General features: G+C 65.8%; 26 protein-coding genes. 18 read left to right on the top strand and 8 right to left on the bottom strand.

Going from position 1 to position 24,228, the window contains the following annotated elements; genetic code table 11:
* The first annotated feature begins 10 nt into the window (after nt 1–10).
* Both gshB and M2336_RS03245 read left to right on the top strand, forming a co-directional pair.
* Nucleotides 11–970 carry a glutathione synthase gene (gene gshB / locus M2336_RS03250; protein ID WP_264573959.1) on the top strand — a complete coding sequence of 320 codons (960 nt, stop codon included), beginning with the start codon at nt 11–13 and terminating at the stop codon, nt 968–970.
* A gap of 50 nt (nt 971–1,020) precedes the next feature.
* Nucleotides 1,021–1,632 carry a DedA family protein gene (locus M2336_RS03245; protein ID WP_264573958.1) on the top strand — a complete coding sequence of 204 codons (612 nt, stop codon included), beginning with the start codon at nt 1,021–1,023 and terminating at the stop codon, nt 1,630–1,632.
* Nucleotides 1,633–1,636: 4 nt separating this feature from the next.
* Here M2336_RS03245 and M2336_RS03240 read toward each other — a convergent pair whose 3' ends face one another.
* From M2336_RS03240 to M2336_RS03230, 3 genes are read right to left on the bottom strand one after another with little or no spacing between them, the layout of a single operon-like run.
* The gene (locus M2336_RS03240; RefSeq protein WP_264573957.1) at nt 1,637–2,545 is read right to left on the bottom strand and encodes a tyrosine recombinase XerC; all 909 of its coding nucleotides are present in this window, start codon (nt 2,543–2,545) and stop codon (nt 1,637–1,639) included.
* Nucleotides 2,542–3,042, bottom strand: a complete 501-nt coding sequence (locus M2336_RS03235) for an NUDIX hydrolase (protein ID WP_264588102.1) — start codon at nt 3,040–3,042, stop codon at nt 2,542–2,544. The genes M2336_RS03240 and M2336_RS03235 overlap by 4 nt, the downstream gene beginning before the upstream one ends.
* Entirely contained in the window at nt 3,005–3,289 is a 285-nt protein-coding gene (locus tag M2336_RS03230) for a BolA family protein (RefSeq protein WP_181561141.1), read from the bottom strand. The genes M2336_RS03235 and M2336_RS03230 overlap by 38 nt, the downstream gene beginning before the upstream one ends.
* Nucleotides 3,290–3,339: 50 nt before the next feature.
* On the opposite strand from M2336_RS03230, the gene M2336_RS03225 reads away from it, so the two are divergent.
* The 3 genes from M2336_RS03225 to cobS all read left to right on the top strand — a co-directional run bounded on the left by M2336_RS03225 (nt 3,340) and on the right by cobS (nt 6,431).
* Nucleotides 3,340–3,963 (top strand): J domain-containing protein, encoded by a 624-nt coding sequence (locus M2336_RS03225; RefSeq protein ID WP_264573955.1) that lies wholly within the window; start codon nt 3,340–3,342, stop codon nt 3,961–3,963.
* 65 nt (nt 3,964–4,028) lie between these two features.
* A complete protein-coding gene (locus tag M2336_RS03220; protein ID WP_264573954.1) occupies nt 4,029–5,339 on the top strand; it encodes an Hsp70 family protein in 1,311 nt (436 codons plus the stop codon).
* Between the two features lie 84 nt (nt 5,340–5,423).
* The gene (gene cobS / locus M2336_RS03215) at nt 5,424–6,431 is read left to right on the top strand and encodes a cobaltochelatase subunit CobS (protein ID WP_264573953.1); all 1,008 of its coding nucleotides are present in this window, start codon (nt 5,424–5,426) and stop codon (nt 6,429–6,431) included.
* Between the two features lie 45 nt (nt 6,432–6,476).
* Here cobS and M2336_RS03210 read toward each other — a convergent pair whose 3' ends face one another.
* The gene (locus M2336_RS03210; RefSeq protein ID WP_264573952.1) at nt 6,477–7,091 is read right to left on the bottom strand and encodes a PEPxxWA-CTERM sorting domain-containing protein; all 615 of its coding nucleotides are present in this window, start codon (nt 7,089–7,091) and stop codon (nt 6,477–6,479) included.
* Nucleotides 7,092–7,333: 242 nt separating this feature from the next.
* On the opposite strand from M2336_RS03210, the gene cobT reads away from it, so the two are divergent.
* Entirely contained in the window at nt 7,334–9,160 is a 1,827-nt protein-coding gene (gene cobT, locus M2336_RS03205; protein ID WP_264573951.1) for a cobaltochelatase subunit CobT, read from the top strand.
* A 320-nt stretch (nt 9,161–9,480) separates the two neighbouring features.
* Here cobT and M2336_RS03200 read toward each other — a convergent pair whose 3' ends face one another.
* The 3 genes from M2336_RS03200 to pabB all read right to left on the bottom strand — a co-directional run bounded on the left by M2336_RS03200 (nt 9,481) and on the right by pabB (nt 12,574).
* Nucleotides 9,481–10,683, bottom strand: a complete 1,203-nt coding sequence (locus M2336_RS03200; RefSeq protein ID WP_264573950.1) for a pyridoxal phosphate-dependent aminotransferase — start codon at nt 10,681–10,683, stop codon at nt 9,481–9,483.
* Nucleotides 10,684–10,757: 74 nt separating this feature from the next.
* Entirely contained in the window at nt 10,758–11,351 is a 594-nt protein-coding gene (locus M2336_RS03195; protein WP_264574940.1) for an aminotransferase class IV, read from the bottom strand.
* 35 nt (nt 11,352–11,386) lie between these two features.
* On the bottom strand, nt 11,387–12,574 hold the full coding sequence (gene pabB / locus M2336_RS03190; RefSeq protein WP_264592550.1) for an aminodeoxychorismate synthase component I: 1,188 nt from the start codon (nt 12,572–12,574) through the stop codon (nt 11,387–11,389).
* Nucleotides 12,575–12,675: 101 nt separating this feature from the next.
* Between pabB and M2336_RS03185 the strand changes: the two genes are divergently transcribed.
* Nucleotides 12,676–13,377 carry an NnrU family protein gene (locus tag M2336_RS03185; protein WP_264573948.1) on the top strand — a complete coding sequence of 234 codons (702 nt, stop codon included), beginning with the start codon at nt 12,676–12,678 and terminating at the stop codon, nt 13,375–13,377.
* A 166-nt stretch (nt 13,378–13,543) separates the two neighbouring features.
* Nucleotides 13,544–13,681, top strand: coding sequence for a hypothetical protein (locus tag M2336_RS03180; protein ID WP_264573947.1), 138 nt, complete (start codon nt 13,544–13,546; stop codon nt 13,679–13,681).
* 32 nt (nt 13,682–13,713) lie between these two features.
* Here M2336_RS03180 and M2336_RS03175 read toward each other — a convergent pair whose 3' ends face one another.
* Nucleotides 13,714–14,649 (bottom strand): ribose-phosphate pyrophosphokinase, encoded by a 936-nt coding sequence (locus tag M2336_RS03175; protein ID WP_181561149.1) that lies wholly within the window; start codon nt 14,647–14,649, stop codon nt 13,714–13,716.
* Between the two features lie 174 nt (nt 14,650–14,823).
* Here M2336_RS03175 and M2336_RS03170 point away from each other — a divergent pair, with 174 nt between their 5' ends.
* From M2336_RS03170 to M2336_RS03125, 10 genes are all read left to right on the top strand, one after another.
* Complete coding sequence (locus tag M2336_RS03170; protein WP_264573946.1) at nt 14,824–16,488, top strand: NAD+ synthase; 1,665 nt, start codon at nt 14,824–14,826, stop codon at nt 16,486–16,488.
* 3 nt (nt 16,489–16,491) lie between these two features.
* Nucleotides 16,492–17,832, top strand: a complete 1,341-nt coding sequence (gene gltX / locus M2336_RS03165) for a glutamate--tRNA ligase (RefSeq protein ID WP_264592549.1) — start codon at nt 16,492–16,494, stop codon at nt 17,830–17,832.
* Nucleotides 17,833–17,960: 128 nt separating this feature from the next.
* Nucleotides 17,961–18,641, top strand: a complete 681-nt coding sequence (locus tag M2336_RS03160; protein ID WP_264592548.1) for an energy transducer TonB — start codon at nt 17,961–17,963, stop codon at nt 18,639–18,641.
* A gap of 60 nt (nt 18,642–18,701) precedes the next feature.
* A complete protein-coding gene (locus tag M2336_RS03155) occupies nt 18,702–19,160 on the top strand; it encodes an OmpH family outer membrane protein (RefSeq protein ID WP_181561153.1) in 459 nt (152 codons plus the stop codon).
* 26 nt (nt 19,161–19,186) lie between these two features.
* The gene (gene ribD, locus M2336_RS03150) at nt 19,187–20,143 is read left to right on the top strand and encodes a bifunctional diaminohydroxyphosphoribosylaminopyrimidine deaminase/5-amino-6-(5-phosphoribosylamino)uracil reductase RibD (RefSeq protein WP_264592547.1); all 957 of its coding nucleotides are present in this window, start codon (nt 19,187–19,189) and stop codon (nt 20,141–20,143) included.
* Between the two features lie 10 nt (nt 20,144–20,153).
* Nucleotides 20,154–20,762: a riboflavin synthase gene (locus tag M2336_RS03145; RefSeq protein ID WP_264592546.1), complete on the top strand. Its 609-nt coding sequence runs from the start codon at nt 20,154–20,156 to the stop codon at nt 20,760–20,762.
* Between the two features lie 55 nt (nt 20,763–20,817).
* Entirely contained in the window at nt 20,818–22,104 is a 1,287-nt protein-coding gene (gene ribB, locus M2336_RS03140) for a 3,4-dihydroxy-2-butanone-4-phosphate synthase (protein ID WP_264592545.1), read from the top strand.
* Nucleotides 22,105–22,106: 2 nt separating this feature from the next.
* A complete protein-coding gene (locus M2336_RS03135; RefSeq protein ID WP_264573942.1) occupies nt 22,107–22,970 on the top strand; it encodes a DMT family transporter in 864 nt (287 codons plus the stop codon).
* A 32-nt stretch (nt 22,971–23,002) separates the two neighbouring features.
* Nucleotides 23,003–23,422, top strand: a complete 420-nt coding sequence (gene ribH / locus M2336_RS03130; protein ID WP_181561158.1) for a 6,7-dimethyl-8-ribityllumazine synthase — start codon at nt 23,003–23,005, stop codon at nt 23,420–23,422.
* Nucleotides 23,423–23,483: 61 nt separating this feature from the next.
* Complete coding sequence (locus tag M2336_RS03125; RefSeq protein WP_264573941.1) at nt 23,484–24,179, top strand: COQ9 family protein; 696 nt, start codon at nt 23,484–23,486, stop codon at nt 24,177–24,179.
* The last annotated feature ends 49 nt before the right edge of the window (nt 24,180–24,228 follow it).

The raw sequence follows: 24,228 nt of genomic DNA, 5'->3' as shown, positions 1-24,228 counted from the left end.
GTAAGAACGGATGTCGCTCAAGGTCGCTCTGCAGATGGACCCGATGGAGTCGCTGAATATTGCCGGCGATTCGACCTTCCATATCATGATCGCCGCTCAGGCGCGGGGGCACCGGCTCTATCATTATCGCACCGATGATCTGAGCTGGCGCGGCGGACGGCTCTATGCGCAGGCGCGCGAGGTGACGGTGCAGCGTGTGGAGGGCGACCATTATCGCTTCGGCGAGACGATCCGACTGGACCTCGGCCGCGATGTCGATGTGGTCTGGATGCGCCAGGACCCGCCTTTTGACCTCAATTATATCACCGCCACACATTTGCTGGAGCGGATCACCAGCGAAACGCTGGTCGTGAACGATCCAGTGGCCGTGCGCAACGCGCCGGAAAAGCTGTTCGTGCTGGATTTCGCGCGCTTCATGCCGCCGACGATGATCACGCGCAATCTTGAGGAAACGCGCGATTTCCTTACCGAGCATGGCGAGATCGTCGTGAAGCCGCTGTACGGCAATGCCGGCTCGGCGGTGTTTCGCATCGGCGCAGATGGCGCCAATCTCGCCGCACTGGTGGAACTTTTCGGCGAGATGTGGGTCGAAAGCTTCATGGTGCAGGCTTTCCTCAAGGACGTGGCGCAGGGCGACAAGCGGATCGTGCTCGTCGATGGCGAAGTGGCCGGCGCGATCAATCGTATTCCCGGCAAGGGCGAGATTCGCTCGAACCTCGCTGCCGGCGGCACCGCCGCCAAGACCGAGCTGACGGCGGAGGAGCAGGAAATCTGCGCCGCCCTGGGGCCGGAGCTCAAGGAGCGCGGCCTGCTGTTCGTCGGCATCGACGTCATCGGCGGCAAGTGGCTCACGGAAATCAACGTGACGTCACCGACCGGCATTGTCGCCATCGACGCCTTCAACGGCACGGATACCGGCGGCATGATCTGGGATGCGGTCGAGCGTCGCCTGGCGGAGCGGGCGGCCTGAGGCTGCTGCGACAACCAGATGATTGATATGTTGATGATGGGTGACGACAGATGAGCGATTGGGTCGTTCATCTGATCGATGCCGGCGGTTATTGGGGCATCGCTTTGCTGATGGTGCTGGAAAATGTGTTTCCGCCCATCCCTTCCGAGTTGATCATGGGCATTGGCGGCATTCGCGTTGGTCAGGGGAAGATGGACATAGTGCCGCTGCTGGCAGCGGGGACCATCGGCACCACGGTGGGCAATCTTTTCTGGTATCATCTGGGGCTATGCCTCGGCTATGCGCGACTGCGGCCCTTGGTGGAGCGCTATGGTCGCTGGGCGACGGTGCGCTGGCGGGAGGTCGAGTGGCTGGAGCGGATTTTTCTGCGCCATGGCGACAAGATCGTCTTCATCTTCCGCTTCATGCCGGTGTTCCGCACGATCGTCTCGCTGCCGGCGGGGCTGTTCGCCATGCCGTTCTGGCGCTTCGTCATCTGGACGACCGGCGGCGCGCTGATCTGGAACGTGATACTGGTGGGCGCGGGCTATTATCTTGGCGTGCGGTTCGAGCGCATCGATGATTATCTTGGTCCGCTGACCAATATCGCGGTGGCGTTTCTGGTCGTCGGCTATCTTTGGCGGCTGTTCACTTGGAAGTGCGAGCCGCGCGACCGGCCGTAATGTCTTATCCTTCCGCGCGCGGGTGCGCGTTGCGATAGACATCGAGCAGATGCGCCGCATCGACCTGCGTGTAGATTTGCGTCGAGGACAGGCTGGCATGACCGAGCAGTTCCTGCAGTGAGCGCAGGTCCGCGCCGCGCCCGAGCAGATGGGTGGCGAAGCTGTGGCGCAGCGCATGCGGCGTCGTGCGATCGTGCAGGCCAAGGCGCCCGCGTGCCCCCTGAACGGCGCGACGAATCAGCGCCGGGGAAAGGGGGCCGCCGCGCGCGCCCCGGAACAGGGGTGCGTCCTTGCGCGTCGGATAGGGGCAGAGCGCGATATATTCCTCGATCGCGCTGCGCACTTGCGGCAGCAGCGGCACCACCCGCGTCTTGCTCCGCTTGCCCAGCACCCGCAGCGTTTCACCCAGCGGCAGGGCATCGCCGGTCAGTCCCAAGGCTTCGCTGATGCGCAGGCCCGCGCCGTAGAGCAGCATCAGCACGGCCCAGTCGCGCGCCCCGATCCATCCGTCCCGCGCGGTTTCGGCAATGTCCTCGGCGAGCGCGACGGCTTCATCCGGGCTGATCGGTCGCGGCACGCCGGGCTTAACGCGCGGCCCGCGCATCACCGGAATCGTGGCGCCCTCGCCGCCCACAAACCGCAGAAAGGCGCGCAGGGCAGAGAGCTCCCGCGCCGCCGAACTGTTGCCGATGCCTTCCGCCCGGCGCGCCGCCAGAAAGGCGCGCAGATCGCTTGTCGTCAGCGTGGTGATGGCCGCCGATGTCGGCGCGCGGCCGTCCATGTCCGCCATCCAGTCGAGCAGGCGTTCGGCGGTGGAGACATAGGCGCGCACGGTGTGAAGCGAGCGGCGCCGGCCTTCGGCGAGATGCGCGCGCCAGCCTTCCAGCAGCCCTGCCCGCGTTTCGCCGGTCATGACGGCACGGTGCCGGCGAGCAGCTCCTGCCAGATGTCCAGCAAATCGACCGGATACCAGGCCTCGTCATGGGCCGCCAGTTCCTGTGGCGTCCACCAGCGGTGCGAAAGCATGACGGCCTTCTCGAGATCGGTGTGACCCGCCGTGTCGATTCGCGCCTCCGCGACGGGGACCGCGTAAAAGCGCTCCTCGGCATCGACGGGAATGCCCTCGAGCGTGACGAAGGTGACATCGCGCACCGCCACGAGCGGACCGGGTTCGAGGTCGAGCCCTGTCTCCTCGCGCAGTTCGCGCCGCGCGGCCTGCTCAAAGGTTTCGCCCCGATCGACCGCGCCGCCGGGCGTCACCCAAAAAGGCGGGCGATCATCGGGCGTGAAGCGGAAGAGCAGCAGCCGTCCTTGCGGATCGGTGACCAGCAGGCGGGCCGCTGGACGTTTCGCGCGACGGGTCACGCCCCGCTCATTCACCCGGCGCGCGGGCTCGAATGGCGAGGGCATGCACCTTCTCACGCAGCAGATCGGCGAGCGCCGCGTTGACCATGCGCTGCCGCGCAACGCGGGATTGGCCGGTGAAGGAGTCGGCGACGATCTCCACGGTGAAGTGGCTTTCGCCGCTGCCATCATCGCCCATATGCCCGCGATGCTTGGCGCTGTCATTGATGACGGCGAGCTGTTGCGGGGACAGGGCATTTTCCAGCCGCTGTGCGATCTCTTGCCCGACCGGGCCTAGCGAAGCGTCAACCATGCGCCCTATATAAGCGTTTTGGGTCACGCAGCCACAGGGAAGAGACAGTCGTGTCAGGGTCGGGGTTCAATCAGGGTGCATCGCGCCGCCACACGCGCTTTCACGGTCGCGTGGAAGGTGAGGCGCGCCGCTGCTCGCATCCCGGCTGCATGGAAGCAGGTGAGTTCCGCGCGCCGCCCGAGGAAAAGCGCGGCGCACCCGATGGTCCGCCGCAATGGCGCTGGTTCTGCCTGGATCACATCCGCGCGTTCAACACCGAATATAATTACTTCAAGGGCATGAGCCCGGAGGAGATCACGCAGGCGCAGCGCCCTTATGGCGGCTGGGAGCGGGAGACGCGGGCTTTTTCGTCCGCCGCAGCGAGTGGCACGCCGCCGCCGCGCTGGGCCGATTTCTCCGATCCGCTCGATGCCATTGGCGCGCGCTTCAAGATGCGGGCAGCGGAAACCGCGCAAAGGCAGGATGGCAAGCCGCTGTCCGGCGCGGATCGGTCTGCCCTCAAGACGCTCGGCCTTTCGACCGATGCCGACCGGCGCGCCTTGCGCACCCGCTATACCGAGTTGGTCCGCCGCTTTCATCCGGACCATAATGGCGGCGACCGCGCGCATGAGAAAGCGCTGCAAGACGTGATCGCGGCCTATTCCCATCTCCGCAAGGCGCCGGCCTTCGCCTGACGGACCTTGCCGCGCCGGGTCTACGCTGCCATAGGCGCCGGCCCGCTTTCAGGAAGGTGATTGATATGGCGACCGGCACGCCGGCCCGCGCGATGGGCTTCGACTTCGGCACGACGAATAGCGTCGCCGCGATCGCCGAGGGTGGCACGTCGACCATGGTGGAGTTCGCAGGCGACGTGGCGACGGGCGCTGTCTTCCGGTCCGCGCTCTGCTTCTGGGAAGAGGGCGATCGCCGGGCAGCGCTGGCGCGGGAGGCGGGGCCGTGGGCCATCGCGGAATATCTGGAATTTCCACAAGGCTCGCGATTCATCCAGTCATTCAAGTCGGTCGCGGCCAGTCCGCTGTTCGACCAAGCCAGCATCTTCGACCAGCGCATGACCTTCGAGCAGTTGGGCGAGGCATTTCTGGACCGTATGGTTGCGCATGCCGGACGCGCGCTGGGTACGGGGCCAGACGGTCGCCCTGAGCGCATCATGGTTGGACGGCCGGTGCGCTATGCCGGGTCGCGACCGGATGAGGCGCTGGCCCGCACGCGCTACGATGCCATGTTCCGCACCTTCGGCACGGACATCCACTATGTCTATGAGCCGCTCGGCGCCGCCTTCAGCTTTGCCAGCCGCCTGTCCGAGCCGGCGACTGTGCTGGTCGCGGACTTTGGCGGCGGGACGAGCGATTTTTCCATCGTGCGGATGCGCCCCGCCGGCGACGGGCGGCGCTGCGAACCGCTGGGTCATGCCGGTATCGGTATTGCGGGCGACCGGTTCGACTATCGCATCGTCGATCATCTCGTGCTTCCCATGCTCGGCAAGGGCAGCAGCTATCGCTCCTTCGACAAGGTTCTGGAGATCCCCCGGAGCCATTTCGCGGACTTTGCCGATTGGTCGCGGCTCGCCCTGATGCGCAACCGGCGGACCATGGAAGAGCTGGCGCGGCTGCAGCGCGCTGCCGTCGATCCTGCCGCTATCGGCCGGATGATCGCCATCATCGAGCGGGAGCTCGGCTATGCGCTCTACGATGCAGTCGGCCAGCTCAAGCGTGCGCTGTCGAGCGAGGATGGAGCGCATTTCCGCTTCGAGAGCGATGATCTGGCGATCGATGCCGATGTGACGCGCGCCCAGTTCGAGCGCTGGATCGCGCCGGATGTCGCGCGGATCGAGGAGACGGTCGATCAGGCCCTGGCAGACGCCGCATTGGACGCCGGCGCCATCGACCGGGTGTTCCTCACAGGCGGATCGTCCCTCATCCCCGCAATTCGCGCGATATTCGAACGCCGGTTCGGTGCCGAGCGGATCGCGACCGGCGGAGAACTGACGTCCATCGCGCACGGTCTCGCGCTGATCGGGTTGGAGCACGATCCGGCGGAATGGGCGGTCTGATCCGCCTGATGGAACCCTACCTTCTATCGACAGGGCGCGCGGCAATCGGTTAGGGGCTGTGTGACTCGCAGGAAGATGATGACTATGACCGATCTGCCCAACACCAATTCCGACATGCGCAGCGAGGTGCTGCTCGATGCGCCCGATCGCGTCGTGAGCGCGCGCGAGGTGTTCGGGGTCGATATCGACATGGAGATCCCCGCCTTTTCCGAAGCGGACGAGCGCGTTCCGGATACGGACCCCGCCTATGTGTTCGATCCGGACACGACGCTCGCGATCCTGGCGGGCTATGCCTATAATCGCCGGGTGATGGTGCAGGGCTATCACGGCACCGGCAAGTCGACTCACATCGAGCAGATCGCGGCGCGGCTCAACTGGCCCTGCATCCGCATCAACCTCGATGCGCATATCAGCCGCATCGATCTCGTCGGGCGTGACGCCATCGTCCTCAAGGACGGTCAGCAGGTCACCGAGTTCAAGGAGGGCCTGCTGCCCTGGGCCCTGCAGCGTCCGGTGGCGTTGGTGTTCGACGAATATGACGCCGGTCGGCCCGACGTGATGTTCGTCATCCAGCGCGTGCTGGAAGCCGACGGCAAGATGACCCTGCTCGACCAGAACCGGGTGATTCGTCCGAGCCCCTGGTTCCGCATGTTCGCCACCGCCAACACGGTCGGCCTGGGTGACACCACGGGCCTCTATCATGGCACCCAGCAGATCAACCAGGGCCAGATGGACCGCTGGAATCTGGTGGTGACGCTGAACTATCTGCCGGCCGAGACCGAAGCGCAGATCGTGCTCGCCAAGTCCGGCGAATATGATCATCCGGGCGGGCGCGAGGAAGTCGCCAAGATGATCCGCGTCGCGGAACTGACCCGTCAGGGCTTTATCAACGGGGATATTTCCACCGTGATGAGCCCGCGCACGGTGATCTCATGGGCGCAGAACACCCTCATCTTCAAGGATGTCGGCTTCGCCTTCCGCCTGTCGTTCCTCAACAAGTGCGACGAGGCGGAGCGGGCGCTGGTGGCGGAATATTACCAGCGCGTGTTCGGCAAGGATCTGCCGGAAAGCGTCGTCAGCAAGAGCGCCTGACGCGGCAAGGCGGCCCGAGCGCGGGCCGCCTTCGCGAATGGGTGATCAGGCGATGCGCGTGCGGGTCACCCGGTAGCGCAGGGCGACGCCGGCCAGCGCGAAGCCGGCAATCATCATGGCCCAGGTCGCCGGCTCCGGAATGGCGGGCGGCGGCGCCATCATCGCGCGCATCAGCGGGCCGGCGGTCTCCGTGTGCGACGCTGCCTGCGGCTCCGCGGCCTCGTCGAAATAGCTGCCCAGCACCGAATGGGTGAACTTGTAGGGCGCGCCTTCGAACACGGTTGGCGTCGGTTCAGTCACGGTCGCCATCGGCGTGGCAGGTGCCGGACTGGTGAAATAGCTGTCGAGCACGGAGTGGGTGAATTTGTACTGGCCGCCCTCGAAAACGCCTTGCGAATCCGCATAGTGGCCCAGCCAATTGTTGAGCTGGGCATAATTGTTGAAGTTGCGCACGCCATCCAGGCCCTTGAAGACCATCTGCTGGCTGCCGCCGCTGTTGATCGCAAAGCTGAAATCGCGCTGCGAGAAGCTGGCCTCCGTGTGCAGAATGCTGGTCAGCAGGGCGATGCGCGCATTGAGATTGACCGCCGCGCTGACGCTCTGGATCGGCAGGAGTGCGCCGCTCGTCAGCATCGCGGCAAGGCAGGCAGTCCGGATCATGGGCAATCGTCCTATCACAAAAAGCTGCGCGGCCTGGCCGCTCCAGCACCGTCCCTTGGGGACGCTGATAGGCAGGCAGGCCGCGTTCGAAAATGGATTTAACCAAGAAATCCTAATAATTTGGGTGCTGTTCCACAGCGGCACAGCTGCACGCGCAAAGGTTGACGGGCTGAGATGGGCCGCTCTGCCAAAGGGCAGGAGGGTTGACAGGATCGGGGCACTGGACCAGCCCATTGTACATCATGGCTGACCGTTCCCCCCTCGACCGCTTCAAGGAAGTACTCACCGGCGCCTCGCGCGCTGTCGCACATGATGCCGAGGTTGAGCTCGGCTTCACGCCCGATGCACCGCACCTCGCCGGCAAGCAGATCAAGGTGCCCACGCCGATGCGCAATCTGCCGGCGGATCAGGTCGCGCTCGCGCGCGGCTTTGCAGACAGCTTCGCGCTCAAGCTTCGCCACCATGATGCGCGACTCCATTCCGCGCGGGCGCCGAGCGAGCCAGCCGCGCGCGCCGTCTATGATGCCGTCGAGATGGTCCGCTATGAGGCGCTGGGCTCCAAGAACTACGCCGGCATGCGCGCCAATCTCGCTGCCGCGCTGGACATGCGCACCCATTCCGACCCGATCACGCGCGCGCAATCGGCCGATGAAGTGCCGGTGCAGGGCGCCGTTGCCTTGCTGCTGCGCGAGAAGCTGACCGGGGAAGCGCCGCCGCCCGAATCGCTCAAGGGCATCGAATTTCTGCGCGAGTGGATCGACGAGAAGGCCGCTGACGACTTTGAAGGCCTGTCTTTGTGCCTCGACGATCAGCAGGCCTTTCAGGACAAGGTGCTCTCGATGCTCCAGCATCTCGAGCTGGTGCGCGCGGAGGTTCCCCCCGAATCGCCCGATGAGGATGACGAGGACCAGGACGAGCAATCCGAGCAGCAGGATGAGGACAAGGAAGAAGACGAGGGCGAAGAGGACGATCAGTCCCGCGCCGACACGCGCGGCGAGGATAAGGGCGAGCCGGGCGAGGAGATGTCCGAAGAGCGCCAAGAGCAGGACGGCGACTCGGATGAGGATGGCGATGGCGACGCGCAGGATGACGATGGCGCCATGCCCGTGCGCCCCAATCGCCCCTTGTCGGACCTGCCGCCGGACTTCGACTACCACGCCTATACGACGAAGTTCGACGAGGTGGTGACGGCGCTCGACCTGTGCGATGCCGATGAACTCGTGCGCCTGCGTGGTTTTCTTGACCAGCAGCTCGCCCCGTTCCAGGGCGCGGTCTCCAAGCTGGCGCACCGTCTGCAGCGGCGCCTGCAGGCCCAGCAGAACCGCAGCTGGGATTTCGACCAGGAAGAAGGCATGCTCGATGCCGCGCGACTGGCGCGCGTTGTCGTCAATCCCGCGCACTCGCTCTCCTACAAGATGGAGCGGGACACCGATTTCCGCGATACGGTGGTGACGCTGCTGATCGACAATAGCGGCTCTATGCGGGGGCGCCCCATCGGCATCGCAGCGATCAGCGCGGACATCATGGCCCGCACGCTGGAGCGCTGCGGCGTGAAGACCGAGGTGCTGGGCTTCACCACCCGCGCCTGGAAAGGCGGGCAGAGTCGCGAACAATGGCTGGCCGCCGGGCGCCCGCCGCGGCCCGGTCGTCTCAACGATCTGCGCCACATCATCTACAAGAAGGCGGATGAGCCCTGGCGCCGTGCCAAGGCCAGCCTCGGCCTGATGATGCGCGAGGGGCTACTCAAGGAGAATATCGACGGCGAGGCGCTGCTCTGGGCGCACAATCGCCTGCTCGCCCGGTCCGAGGAGCGGCGCATCCTGATGGTGATTTCCGATGGCGCGCCGGTCGACGATTCGACGCTGTCGGTGAACAACGGCACCTATCTGGAGCGGCACCTGCGGCAAGTGATCGGGTGGATCGAAGGGCGCTCACCGGTCGAGCTGATCGCCATCGGCATCGGCCACGACGTCACCCGCTACTACAAGCGCGCCGTGACGATCATGGATGCCGAGCAACTGGGCGGTGCGATGGTTGAGCAACTCGCGGCGCTGTTCGACAAGGACTAGTGGGACGAGCCTTGCGTCGGGGAGCATTTCTTCGCCTGGGGAAGCGCCGATCATGACGCCGAAGCGGTCTTCGCCGATCTTCACCGTTCGTGCTGAGTAGGCTCTGAGGAGCGCCGCAGGCGCATATCGAAGAGCCGTATCGAAGCATCGTAGCGCAGGGGCCGGTCCTTCGATATGCTGCTTCGACGGGCTCAGCAGCTACTCAGGACGAACGGAGAGCTGCTCGAAGAATATCTGTGCCGACGCCGGCAATGGCGCCCATCAGGCGGCGCTGGAGGCAGGCCGGCCCAGCGTTCCCGCTCAGACCGGCCTGTCCTTTATCACTTGAGCGCGGCGCAGGCTTCCTGGATGCGCGTGCAGGCCTTGCGGAGGATTTCTTCCGAGGTCGCGTAGCTCACGCGGAAGGCCGGGGCGAGGCCGAAGGCGCCGCCGTGGACGGCTGCGACGCCCTTGCTCTCGAGGAAATAGGTGATCAGGTCCTCGTCCGTGGCGATGGTCTTGCCCTCGGGCGTGGTCTTGCCGATGCAGCCGGCGGCATCCGGGTAGACGTAGAAGGCGCCTTCCGGCGTCGGGCAGTTGAGGCCCGGCGCGTCGTTCAGCATCGCCACCACCAGATCGCGCCGCTTGCGGAATGCCTCGTTGCGCTCGATGAGGAAGCTCTGGTCGCCATTCAGTGCGGCCGTTGCCGCGGCCTGGCTGATCGAGCAGGGGTTAGAGGTCGACTGCGACTGCAGCTTGGCCATCGCCTTGATGATCCACTGCGGGCCACCGGCGTAGCCGATGCGCCAACCGGTCATCGAATAAGCCTTGGACACGCCGTTCACGGTCAGCGTGCGCTCGTAGAGATCCGGGCAGACCTGCGCGATCGTCTTGAACGGTGTCGGCGCGTACCAGACATGCTCGTACATGTCGTCGGTGAGGATCAGCACATGCGGGTGCTTGCGCAGCACATCGCCGAGCGCCATCAGCTCCTCGCCGGAATAGGCCGCGCCCGTCGGGTTGGAGGGCGAGTTGAGCAGCACCCAGCGCGTCTTGGGCGTGATCGCGGCGTCGAGCTGGGCCGGCGTGATCTTGTAGAGCTGGTCGGCACCGGCCGCGATGATCACCGGCGTGCCGCCGGCAAAGTTCACGATGTCGGGATAGCTCACCCAATAAGGCGCCGGGATGATGACCTCGTCGCCGGCTTCCACCGTCGCGACCAGCGCGTTGAACAGGGTGTGCTTGCCGCCCGAGTTCACGCTGATCTCGCTCGTCTTGTAGGAGAGCTCGTTATCGCGCTTGAACTTGGCGGCGATGGCTTCCTTCAGCTCGGCGGTGCCGTCGACATTGGTATATTTGGTCTGGCCACCGCGGATCGCGGCGATGGCGGCATCCTTCACGAAATCGGGCGTGTCGAAGTCCGGCTCGCCAGCGGAAAGGCCGATGATGTCCTTGCCTTCCCGCTTGAGGGCAATGACCTTGTCGGTCATCGCGAGCGTGGCGCTGGGCTGAATACGGCCGAGGGCGGCGGAAGTCCGGGACATGGAAAGCTCCTGACAGTCAGGGATGATGCGCGTGGCGCCCGGGACGCTCCCGGACGGCGCGGTGCATAGTGCGCTCAGCCTTGCGGTGCAACCAGCCTCGCAGCCATCAGCCCGCGCGCGGCATTGCCGATGAGGAAACCGTCTGCCAGATCTTCCGGCCGCAGGTCGGCCTCCTGCGCCTTGCCCTGGTCGATCAGGCTCTGGCGCAGCACGCCCGGCAGCAGGCCGCGCGCAAGGGGTGGCGTCAGCAGGGTCTCGCCCCGCTGGAGGAACAGGTTGGTGAAGCAACCCTCCGTCAGATAGCCGGCCTCGTCGGTCAGCAGCACTTCGAACGTGCCCGATTGCCGCAGGGGCACTTCATAATGGCGCCGGTCCGTGGTCTTGTGCCGCACGCGAATATCGTCTCCGCCGAGCAGGCGGGGCGCGATGCTCACCGACGTCGGTCCCTCCAGCAAGGGCGGCATTTCGCGAACCTCGATGCTGAGCGTGCCGATCCGGCCGAGCAGGATGCGCACGCGCCTCGGCTCGACAAAGCCGAAGGTCGCGGCCTGCAGTTCGTTGCGCAGCTCATGCCGGTCGAGAATGAAGCCAAGTTCGTGCGCGCTGCGTTCGAGTCGCCGGATGTGGAGGTCGAGAAGCGGCAGCCCGATCTCGGGATCGAAGGCCATGGTTTCGATGAGGTCGAAATGATGGGCCTTTGCGATCAAAGCACGTTCTCCCCAACGGCCAGAAACCGTCCCTTGTCGAGGCATTCCTGCCATTCTGCCTCCGGCTGGCTGTCCGCAACGATGCCGGAGCCCAGCCCGACGATACCCGCCTCAGCGTCCTTCTCCAGCACGATGGTGCGGATGGCGACATTGAACCGTGCGGTGCCGTCCGGTGCAATATGGCCGATGCTGCCCGTATAGAGTCCGCGCCCGAACCGTTCGACCTCGCGGATGATCTCCATGGCGCGCAGCTTGGGCGCGCCGGTGATCGATCCGCAGGGGAAGAGGGCGCGCAGCACGTCCGCCGGCCCGAGTTGCGGTTGCAGCCGGCCCTCGACGACGGAGATCATCTGATGGACCGTGGGATAATGCTCGACATGGAAGAGAGCGGGCACCGCGACGCTACCTGGCTCCGTGACGCGCGAGATATCGTTGCGCAAAAGGTCAACGATCATCAGATTTTCGGCGCGCTGCTTGGGGTCGCTGGCGAGGTCGCGTGCGGCGGCGGCATCGCGGTCCGGATCGGCATCGCGCCGCGCAGTGCCTTTCATCGGCCGGGTCGTCACCATGCCATCGGCCAGCGTGAAGAAGCTCTCGGGCGAGAAAGACAGGACATGCCGGTCATCATGACGCAGCAAGGCGCCGTGGCCGGCGGCGGCGCGGGGCCGGATGGCGCGATAGGCGGCGAGGGGATTGCCATCGATGGCGACGCGGGCGGGAAAGGTCAGGTTCGCCTGATAGATGTCGCCGGCGCGGATATAGTCCAGCACTGTCCCGATGGCGCGGCCATAGTCCGCGCGCGAGATCATCGGCTCGATCGGGCCGATCGTGACGGGCGTCTCCGGCAACAGAGCATCCACGGCATCCGCCGCGATGGGCTGGAGCGCGTCGAACAAGCCGAACCAGAGCAAGGGTCCGGCATCGCCCTCGCGCGGCACACAGCCGTTCAGCCGCGCCTCGAAGGCGTGGCCCGCGGCGTAGGAAAGGTAGCCGGCGGCGTGGAGGCCGGTTTTGACGGCAGCCTCAACCCGCGCCAGCGCAGGCAGCACATCGGCCAGCCGATCGGCTCGGATGATGTCGCACGGGTCGCGGAACAGCGTCGCGCTGCCCGATCCGTCTGCCCGCGCATCATCGAGCAGCACGAAAGGCGCGTCGGACGATATGGGCAGGGCGAGGCGAGTCATGGCGCCCTATTGGCAGCGTGATGGCATCAAGGCCAGCGTTTCAGGACCGTCAGACTCGGTGTAGAAGCTGGACAGGCGGCAGCGTCGAGGAGGTTCGTCTCATGCAGGCTTTGATACATCTGGCTTTGGCGATGGGGAGCTTCGTCGGCACGCACCTTCTCCTGTCCCATCCCCTTCGTGCGCCTCTGGTGGCGCGGCTGGGCGAGCGGGGCTTTCTTGGCCTCTATACCCTCACCGCCTTTGCCACGCTGGGCTGGACGATCCTCGCTTTCCGGGCCGCGCCCGCCGCGCCGCTGCTGTGGATGGCGCCCATCGGCCTGTGGCACCTTGGCGGGCTGGTGATGGCGCTCGCCGGCGTCATGCTGGTTGGCTCGCTCATCGGTAATCCGGCGATGGTCGATCCCACCGGGCAGATGACCGCGCCCGAGCGCGCCCGGGGTGTCTATGCCGTAACGCGCCACCCGATGATGTGGAGCTTCATTCTCTGGGCGCTGGTTCACGCCACGCTCTGGCCATCCGGACGGACGCTGATCCTGAGTGGCGGCATCGCCCTGCTCGCCTGTGTGGGTGCGCTGGGGCAGGACCGGAAGAAGGCGCGGCTCCTGGGTGCGCCATGGCGCCAGTGGCAGGCGCGCACGAGCTTTGTGCCATTCGTCGCGCTCCTGTCCGGGAAGGCGGAGTGGCACGCGCTGTGGCCGGGCGTCGTTCCGGTGCTCGGCGGCGTCATCCTCTGGCTCGGTGCCACCTGGGCGCATCCCTTGCTGGGCGGACCGTTCGTGCCGCCTTGGCTGTGGATTGGATGACACAGTCTCTCCCAAAATCGACGCGCCACCCCGGTTTGGGCCGGCCGGCACCGTCAATGTCGTGGATTGTCAGCCGCTGTTCGGCGCATGGCGAATCCGTGTCATCGGCTATCGCGGGAGCGGAAGGCGTATCATGTTCGGGTTTGGCAGGATCGCAGGCGCAATAATGGCTCTGTTCGCGGCGCTGGGCCTTGCGCTGTTGCTGCGTTCCGCGCCCGAGGCGGCGCGCTGGTCGCTGATGATCTGCGTGATGGGCTTTGTCGGCGCCACCATGCGTCTGCGCCGACTCGACGCCGGTTTCTGATCTGCGGCCGGGTCAGCTGCCCCGGCGCCCGATCAGTCGAACAGCGAGCTGACCGAGCTTTCGTCCGCGATCCGGCGGATCGCTTCACCGAGCAGCGGCGCAATCGGCAACTGACGGATCTTGGTCGAGGCCGCGACGGAGGGCGTGGCGAGAATCGAATCGGTGATGACCAGCTCGCGCAGAGCCGAGCCTTCCACCCGCGCGACTGCGCCGCCCGAGAGCACGCCATGCGTCACATAAGCGACGACGTCGGTCGCGCCGGCATTCTTGAGCGCGGCGGCGGCGTTGCAGAGCGTGCCTGCCGAATCGACGATGTCATCGATCAGGATGCAGAAGCGGCCCTTCACGTCGCCGATGATGTTCATCACTTCCGATTCGCCGGCGCGCTCGCGGCGCTTGTCGACGATGGCGAGCGGCGCATTGTCGAGCCGCTTGGCCAGCGCACGAGCACGGACCACGCCGCCCACGTCCGGCGAGACGACCATCAGATTCTCATTCGGGAAACGGGCCTGAATGTCTGCGGACATCACCGGTGCGCCGAACAGATTGTCGGTCGGGATATCGAAGAAGCCCTGGATCTGTCCGGCATGGAGGTCGACCGAAAGGACACGATTGGCGCCGGCGGTGGTGATGAGGTTTGCCACCAGCTTGGCCGAGATCGGCGTGCGCGGGCCGGGCTTGCGGTCCTGCCGGGCGTAGCCGAAATAGGGAACCACCGCCGTGATGCGCCGCGCCGATGCGCGCTTGAGCGCATCGATCATGATTAGCAGTTCCATGAGATTGTCGTTGGCCGGATAGCTGGTCGACTGCACGACGAACACATCCTCGCCGCGCACATTCTCGTGAATCTCGACGAAGATTTCCTCGTCCGCAAAACGCCGCACGCTCGCATCGGTGAGCGGGAGCTCCACATAATCGGCAATCGCCTGGGCGAGCGGCATGTTGCCGTTGCCAGAGATGATCTTCATGTCGGGGTCCCCATGGCTGCGGTTGTCGCGGCCCCTCTAGCGAGCAGGTGCCCCGCTGAAAAGGCGCTTGTGACGGTTCGGGGACAAGGGGTTGCGGTCAATGGTGCGGCAAGGCCGCATATCCGGCTCGGCGACGCCCTTGCTCCCGCCCCCGCCCGCCCATAAAGCGGCGCTATGACAGCCTCTCTCCGGATCGCCATGGCCCAGCTCAACCAGAGCATGGGTGATATCACGGGTAATGCAGAGGCCATGCTGGCCTGCCGGGACAAAGCACGCGAGCAGGGCACGGATCTGATCGTGTATCCCGAGTTGCAGCTCATCGGCTATCCGCCCGAGGATCTGGTGCTCAAGCCCGCGCTGGCCGCACGCGCCGAGACCGCGCTGCATCGGCTTGCCGAGGCGACGGCGGATGGCGGCCCGGCGATGCTTGTCGGCACGGTCATCGCCAACAAAGGCCTGCTGTTCAATTGCGTGGCGCTGCTCGATGGCGGCAAGGTCGTCGCGATCCGCCAGAAGCGCGAGCTGCCCAACTACGGAACCTTTGATGAGAAGCGCCTGTTCGCGCCCGGGCCGCTGCCCGACCCAGTCGAGTTTCGCGGCGTGAAGCTGGGTCTGCCGATCTGCGAGGACATCTGGTTCCCGTTCGTCACCGGGCATCTGGCGGAAAAGGGCGCGGAGCTGCTCATCTCGATCAACGGCAGCCCCTATGAGGTGGCCAAGGATGATTTCCGCGTCCGCGGCGTGTGCATGGAGCGCGTCAACGAGACAGGCTTGCCGCTCCTGTATCTCAACCGCGTCGGCGGGCAGGACGAGCTCGTGTTCGACGGTGCTTCCTTCGTGCTGAATGCGGATGGCGACATCGCCCATATGCTGCCGGACTGGGAGGAAGCGCTGGTCATCACTCAGTGGGACCGAGGCGACGATGGCCGGTGGTTCTGCAAGCCGGGCGAGGTGCACGCGCTCGATGCGCATCCGGCGGATATTTATCACGCGATGGTCGTGGGCCTGCGCGACTATGTGAATCGCAACCGCTTTCCCGGCGTGGTGCTGGGCCTTTCGGGCGGGATAGACAGCGCGCTTTCCGCAGCTGTGGCGGTGGATGCGCTGGGGGCGGATCGCGTCTGGTGCGTGATGATGCCGTCGCGTTTCACCGGCCAGGAAAGCCTGGACGATGCAGCGGAATGCGCGCGGCTGCTCGGCTGCCGGCTCGATACCATCCCGATTTCGCCCGCTGTCGGCGCGTTCGATGCCATGTTGGCGGAGGCGTTCACCGGGCGGACCGCGGATCTGACCGAGGAGAATATCCAGTCGCGCATTCGCGGTGTGACGCTGATGGCGCTCTCCAACAAGTTCGGCCACATGCTGCTGACCACCGGCAACAAGAGCGAAATGAGCGTGGGCTATGCCACCATTTATGGCGACATGGCCGGCGGCTATTCGGTGCTCAAGGATGCCTATAAGACAACCGTGTTCGATCTCTCGCGCTGGCGCAACGCGGAGAAGCCGTCGCTTGGGCTAGGGCCGGATGGGCCGGTGATGCCGGAGCGGGTCATCACCAAGCCGCCCACCGCAGAGTTGCGCGAGAACCAGAAGGATTCGGACAGCCTGCCGCCTTATGAGGTGCTGGACCCCATCCTCTACGGCCTGGTCGAACAGGAAAAGTCGGTCGATCAGCTTGCTGCCATGGGTTTCGATCGCGCAACCGTCGCCCGCATCGAGCGGCTGCTCTATGTGGCGGAGTATAAGCGTCGTCAGGCGCCGCCGGGGGTGAAGCTGGGTGGCCGCAATTTCGGCCGCGACCGACGTTATCCCATCACCAATGCTTTCCGGACCGCCTGAACCATGACCGTCATCACCCGTTTCGCGCCGTCGCCGACCGGCCATCTGCATGTTGGCAACATCCGCGCGGCGCTGCATAACTGGCTGTGGGCGCGCAAGATGGGCGGGCAGTGCCTGCTGCGCATCGATGATACCGACACCGCGCGCAGCGAAGAGCGCTTTGTCGAGGGCATCCGGGCTGATCTCGCCTGGCTCGGCCTCGATATGGACGGCGAGGTGCGCCAGTCCGCGCGGTTCGATCTCTATGAGGAGAAGTTGGCGGCTCTGCGGGCCGCCGGGCGGGTCTATCCCTGCTTTGAGTCGGCGCAGGAGCTGGACTTGCGGCGCAAGATCCTGCTCGGGCGCGGTCTGCCCCCGGTCTATGATCGCGCGGCGCTGGCGCTGAGCGCAGACGAGATCGCGGTGAAGCAGGCTGCGGGCGAGCAGCCGCACTGGCGCTTCAAGCTGGACCATGATGCGCCGATCGAATGGGTCGACCTGATCCGGGGCGACCAGCATTTCGACCCCAAACTGCTCTCCGATCCCGTGATTCGCCGGGCGGACGGCAGCTGGCTCTATATGCTGCCCTCGGTGATCGACGATATCGACATGGGCGTCACCCATGTGCTGCGCGGCGAGGATCATGTCTCCAACACGGCCACGCAGTTGCAGATGTTTGCGGCGCTGGGTGCGCCGCTGCCGCAGTTCGCTCATATGGCCCTGCTCACCGGCGCGGAAGGCAAGCTCTCCAAGCGACTCGGCGCGGTGGGTGTTGGTGATCTCCGGGAAGCGGGGGTCGAGGCGATCACCATCAGCGCGCTGCTCGCGCGGCTCGGCACCAGCGATCCGGTGGAGCCGGTGATCAACATGGCCCCGCTGATCGAGCGCTTCGATTTCGCGCATTTCGGGCGAGCGCCCGCCCGCTTCTCGGATGAAGAGCTGTTCGGCCTCAACGCCAAGATCGTCCACATGCTGCCCTATGAGGCGGTCGCCGATCGCCTCCCGGCGCAGATCGAAGCTGCCGCCTGGCCAGTCGTGCAGCCCAATCTCGAGACGGTGGCCGGGGCTGCGGACTGGATCGCCGTGCTGAGCGGCGATATCGCGCAGCCTGACCTCGACGCCGAAGACCGCGCGTTCCTTGCCGAGGCGGCCGAGGCTGCGGCGGAGATCGACTTTGCCGCCGATCCCTGGCGGGCGCTGACCGGCGCCCTCAAGCAGAGCAGCGGGCGCAAGGGCAAGGCCTTGTTTCTGCCGTTGCGTCTCGCCCTGACCGGCGTAGACCACGGTCCTGACATGGCCGCGTTGCTGCCGTTGATCGGGCGGGATCGCGCGATTGCCCGGCTGCGGACTGCCGCTAGCAGCTGAGCGATCGTCGGCGCCGCTGAGCCCACTCCCGGCCGACCCATGCGTACTCTGACACCCGATAAAAACCCCTTCGCCTGATCTCTATTTAGTGATAGTATAACATCACAAATAAAATCAGGAGAGGTGTCATGTCCCTTGTGTCGTCTCAATCATCCTATGCACCCCAGAGCGGCTATGCGGCCCGGCGGTCACCGGGCGCGCTGGCAGCGGCCATTGCCTTTAATGGCGGGCTCATCGGGCTGTTGATCGCCTTGCCGGCCACACATTATCTGAGGCCCGCACCGACCCCTCCCATTGATGTGCGGTTCGTGCCGACCGCTCCGTTGCCGCCGCCCGTCACACCGGAGCCGGACGCGAAAGTGGAGACTCAGCCAATTCGTCCGCTCGATACGCCACGCGACCCGGTGAGGGTCGATCCGCAGATCAACCTCGGCACCATGACCGATTTGACGACGAAGCCCTACCCGCCTTTGCCGGACCCAGATGCCGGCAAGACCATCGTCACGCCGCCCGCTGCGCCAGTCATCGTGCCCGCTCAGCCGGATGCGCGGTTTGCTGACCGGTTTCGCCCGCCTTATCCGCCCGCCATGCAGCGCGAAGGGCGCGAGGGCAGCGTCACGGTGCGGGTCAGCATCGACGAGCGTGGACGGGTGACCGCGGTCGAGCAGGTCCGCGCGAGCGATCCGGCCTTCTTCGAGGCGGCCCAGCGCCACGCGCTGCGGGCCTGGCGTTTCCGCCCGGCGACGCGGGATGGCGTGCCGGTCGCGTCCGAGCAGGTGCTCACCTTGCGCTTCGAACTGGAACGTTAAGCGAGGCGTCACGATGACGCGCTGCTTTTCAAGGCCATGGTGGCTCCCTATGTAGGCGCCATGGCCATTTTTCCCCGCCCGGTTTCTCCACGGAGCGCTGCGTCCGATTTGCGCGAGATGTTCGCGCCCGATCGCCCGCACCGCTGGAGCATTCTTGCGCTCTCGGTGACGCTGACTGGCGTTCTGCTGTGGGGGTTCGCGATCGACTCGCGCAAGCCGGAGCAGGAACGGCAGATCATCTACATCGAGAACTGGGAGGCCAACCGGCCGGACAGTGCGATCATCCAGCGCCAGATTGAGGATTTCGCGCGGTATCGGGTGGCGCTTGAGAGCAAGCAGGGCGAGTTTCAACGCCTCGCCGATAGTCTCGGCATCGACTGGCGCGAGGATGCCGCGCGCACCAAGCGTGAGCGCGAAGAACTGTTCGATGCGAAGGAAAAGGAGCTGCAGCAGAAGCTCGCCGCGGCTCTGGCCAAGGAAGGCGGCGTAGCGGGCAATACCGCGACGGCAACGCCCTGACTCTTCCGGGCGACAGCGCCTGGCTGATGGCAGCCATCGCCTTGTCCCACCGCTCACGTGGTCGCACCGCGCCCAATCCCAATGTCGGATGCATAATGCTCGATGCCGCTGGCCGCGTCGTCGGGCGGGGCTGGACCCAAGCGGGCGGCCGCCCCCACGCCGAGGCGATGGCACTGGCCATGGCCGGGGCATCGGCGCGGGGCGGCACGGCCTATGTCAGCCTGGAACCCTGCGCGCACCAATCCGCGCGCGGCCCTTGCTGTTCGGATCTGCTGGTGGAGGCCGGCGTGCGCCGCGTCGTCGTGGCGGCAGGCGATCCCGATCCACGGACCAACGGTCGCGGCATCGCGCGCTTGCGGGACGCGGGGCTGATCGTCGATACTTTGCCAAAGCTGGCGCCCGCGGCGCGGGCCGCAATGGCTGGCTTCTTCATGCGCCAGCAGGCCGGGCGTCCTCAGGTTACACTCAAGCTTGCCACCTCACTCGATGGCTGCATTGCGCTGGAAGACGGGACGAGCCAGTGGATTACCGGCCCGGCGGCGCGGGCACATACCCATCTGGAGCGGGCGCGGCACGAGCTGATCCTGGTTGGGCGCGGCACGCTCGCACAGGATCAGCCCCGGCTGGACGTGCGCCTGCAAGGGCTGGAGTCGCGTTCGCCCGTCCGGGTGCTCCTAAGTCGCAGCGGTGCGGCGCCGGATGATTGGCTTTCGATCCAGACTCCGGCTCAAATCGCGGGCCTTCCCGGCGATCATCTGATGGTCGAGGGCGGCGCTCAGACGGCTGGCGCCTTTCTCGCGGCCGATCTGGTTGATCGTCTGCTGCTGTATCGCGCGCCGATCCTCATCGGGCGCGGCAAGGCTGCGCTGGGCGACATCGGGCTCAATCGTCTGGCCGATGCCCACGGCCGCTGGCGGCTGGTCGACGCGCGCAATTTGGCGCCAGACCGGCTGGAGGTTTACGAACGCGTGCGGCCCGCATAGAGCAGCAGGCATGTTTACCGGCATCATCACCGACATCGGCACCATCCAGAGCGCGCAGCAGCGCGGCGACCTGCGGCTGGTCATCGGCTGCCATTACGACATGGAGGGCGTGGATATCGGCGCTTCCATTGCCTGTTCCGGCGTGTGCCTCACCGTGGTGGACAAGGGCGCCGACTGGTTCGCGGTCGATCTGTCGGCCGAGACCGTCTCGCGGACCGCGCAGGGCGCCTGGGCAGAAGGGCGGTTGCTCAATCTGGAGCGCGCGCTCAAGCTCGGGGACGAGCTGGGCGGGCACATCGTTACGGGTCATGTCGATGGCATCGGCGAAGTCGCAGACATCACAGCCGAAGGTGATTCGCACCGGGTCACCGTGCGGCTTCCGGCCGATCTTGCCCCCTATGTCGCGGCCAAGGGGTCGATCACGGTCGATGGCGTGTCGCTGACCGTGAATGCGGTGGAAGACGGCCCCGAGGGCTCGACTTTCGGCCTCAACATCATCCCGCACACCTGGTCGGTGACAACCTTCGGCGAGCTCGCGCCGGGCCAGCCAGTGAATCTGGAAATCGACGTGCTGGCCCGATATCTGGCGCGCATGAAGGATCATCAGGCCCGCAGCTAAGGCGCAGTTGCCGAGAAATATTGGCAATCACATTGCAATGTGATATTTGCCCTTCATGAGCAGCGACTTGATCGAAAACGTCCGTAAGCTGGTGCGCGATGGCATTCTGTCCCGCTCCGGTCTTGCCCGCGCCGCCGGGCTCCACGCCAACAGCCTGCGTCGGCTGGATGAAGCCGACTGGAATCCGACGGCCGATACGCTGGGCAAGCTGGAAAGCTATCTGCTTGCCCGCGCCCATGGCACCGCGCTGGCCAGCGCCGAGGAGATCATCAACGAGGCGCGCAATGGCCGGATGTTCATTCTGGTCGACGACGAGGATCGCGAGAATGAGGGCGATCTGGTCATACCCGCGCAGATGGCGACCCCGGATGCGATCAACTTCATGGCCACGCACGGCCGCGGCCTCATCTGTCTGGCGCTGACCCGTCAGCGCGTCGAAACGCTGGGCCTCAACCTAATGAGCGCCAGCAACGGCACCCGGCATGAGACGGCTTTCACGGTGTCAATCGAGGCCCGCGAAGGCGTGACCACCGGAATCTCCGCAGCCGATCGTGCACGGACCGTCGCCGTCGCCATCGATGCCTCCAAGGGGCGCGAGTCTATCGTGACGCCGGGCCATGTCTTCCCGCTGATCGCACGCGATGGCGGGGTGCTCGTGCGCACCGGCCATACTGAGGCGGCGGTGGACGTCGCGCGGCTGGCGGGTCTCAATCCCTCCGGCGTGATCTGCGAGATCATGAAGGACGACGGGACCATGGCCCGCCTCGATGATCTCATCCCCTTCGCGCAGAAGCATCGCCTCAAAATCGGCACCATTCGCGATCTCATCGCCTATCGCCGCCGCAACGATCACATGCTGGAGCGGCGCGCGGAGGCCACGTTCACCAGCCGCTGGGGCGGCGAGTGGCGCGCGGTGACCTTCTTCAATCGGGCGACCGAGTCCGAACAGGTTGCGCTCATCAAGGGGCATGTCACCCCCGAGCAGCCGACGCTCGTGCGCATGCATCAGGTGTCCGTCTTCACCGACATTTTCGGGGAAGAGGGGCCGCGCGCCAGCCTGCTCTCCCGCGCGATGGAAATGATCGCCGAGGCAGGGGCCGGCGTCATCGTCGTCATCAATCGCCCGAGCGAAGACCGGTTCAGCCGGCAGATGAAGATCCGTACCGGTGAGGCGAGCCCTGCCGGCATGGACGAGCTACGCGATTATGGCGTCGGCGCGCAGATCCTGGCCGATCTCGGCGTGCATGACATGATCCTGCTCACCAACAGCCACCACAATCTGATCGCGCTGGATGGCTATGATCTGGCGGTTGTCGAGGAGCGGGCGATCACGGGCGTCTGACCATGATCGAAGGGAGCGCTGCGGCGGTTCTGACCGGCCTCCTGCTCGCTTTGTTCTCGGCACTCGCCTCGGCGGCGGCGCATGCGCTGCTCAAATCGGGAGAGAACAAGCTGGCGGTGCTGGCCTGGATTCGCTGCGTCGAATTCGTGCTCGCCCTGCCATTCGTGCTGTGGATCGGCCTGCCACCGGCGGTGCTCTGGCCCTGGCTGCTTGCTGCCGTCGTGGTTCATGCCATCTATCAACTCGTCCTCTCCTGGTCCTATTCGGTCAGCGATTTCAATGCGGCCTATCCCATCGCCCGCGGCTTCGTGCCGGTGTTCACCGCCTTGCTCGGCATGGCGCTGCTGGGGGACCGGCTGGATGGTTTCGTCCTGACTGGGATCGCGGTCGTGAGCGCCGGCATATTGGTGCTGGCGAGCGGCCGCTCCATTTCGCCAGCCGGCTTTGCCGCCGCCGCCATCGCCGGGCTGCTCACCACCTGTTACACGCTGGTCGATGCCAAGGGCGTGCGCGCCGCGCCGGATTCGCTGACCTTCATCGCCTGGTTCTTCCTGCTCGGCTCATTCCCCATGCCGGCCGCTCTGGTGGTGCGCCACGGTCGCAACGCCTTGTCCCTCATGATCCGCGACCGGGTCGCCGGGCTTCGGGCGGGGGTGATGGCCGTGGTTGCGTTTGCCCCGGCGCTGTTCGCGCTCGGTCTGGCGCCAGTCGGCGCGGTGGCGGCGGTGCGCGAATCGAGCATCGTCTTCGGGCTTGTGCTCGGCGCTTGGATGCTCAAGGAGAGGCTCGGCTGGCGCCGCCTGACGGGCGGTCTGCTGGTGATGGCGGGCACGCTCGCGGTGATTGCCGGCACGGCGTTCAGATAAGCTCACGAACATATGTCTTGAAAGGAACCGACATGGCCAAGTTTCTGATCGTCGAAGCACGCTTCTATGACCACCTCAATGATATGCTCATCGCCGGCGCGCGGGCGGCGCTGGAGGCGGCGGGGCATCTGGTCGACGTACTCACCGTGCCCGGCGCGCTGGAGATTCCGGCTGCCGTGTCGCTGGCCGCGGAGAGCGGGCGCTATGAGGGCTTCGTCGCCATCGGCGTCGTGATCCGTGGCGAAACCTATCATTTCGAGATTGTCTCCAACGAGAGCGCGCGTGGACTGATGGCGCTCACCATGGATGGCATCCCGATCGGCAATGGCATTCTGACCGTGGAAAACGAGGCGCAGGCGCTCGAACGTGCCGATCCGGCCCGCAAGAACAAGGGTGGCGAGGCCGCCGTTGCTGCGATCCGCATGCTGGAGATCGCCGAAGAGTATCGCTGAGACGGTCATGGCGATGGCGGCAGCGATTTCCTCGCGCGTGAAAATGCCGTAGAGCAGAGGCATGACCCTCGCGCCCTCCACCGCCGCGCCGCAGACCGCCGGTCTGCTGGCTGATGAGACCCTGGACGACCTGCGACTGCGGCTCGCGCCGTTGATCGCGGCCAATGCCGCCTTCGATGGCTGGTCCGACGCGGCGCTCGCGGTCGCAGCCGACACCGCTGGTGTGGATCGGGACGTGGCGGCGCTGGCTTTCTCCGGCGGCGCTCTGACCATGATCGATGCGTGGTTCGCCAGCGTCGATCAGGCCATGCTCGATGCCCTGCCGGCGGAGCGTCTGGCTGCGATGAAAATTCGTGAGCGGATCACGGCACTGGTCGAAGCCCGGCTTGCGGTGCTGGCGCCCAATCGCGAGGCGCTGCGCCGCGCTCAGGCCGTGCTGGCGATGCCGCTCAACCTGCCGCGGGCGACCCGGCTGGGCTGGCGCGCTGCCGATGCGATGTGGCGTGCCGCTGGCGACCGCGCGGTGGACTATAATCATTATTCCAAGCGCACCACGCTGGCAGGGGTCTATGCCGCGACCCTGCTCGTCTTCGTCAATGACGAGAGCGCAGATTATGCCGACACCCGTGCCTTTCTGGCGCGGCGGATCGAAGGGATCATGCGGTTCGAGAAAGCCAAGGGCCGGCTGACTGGGCAGACCGACCAGCATTTCAGCATGGCGCGCTTCCTGGGCAGGCTGCGCTACCGGGGGCGCTAAACATCTGGCGTCCTGCCGATAAGCCACGGCCGCGCCAGCATCGCCTTGC

This window comes from Sphingobium sp. B1D7B (genome assembly GCF_025961965.1).
GTDB lineage: Bacteria > Pseudomonadota > Alphaproteobacteria > Sphingomonadales > Sphingomonadaceae > Sphingobium.
Note: the sequence above shows the minus strand (reverse complement) of the source record. Positions and strands in the feature narration are given on the sequence as shown.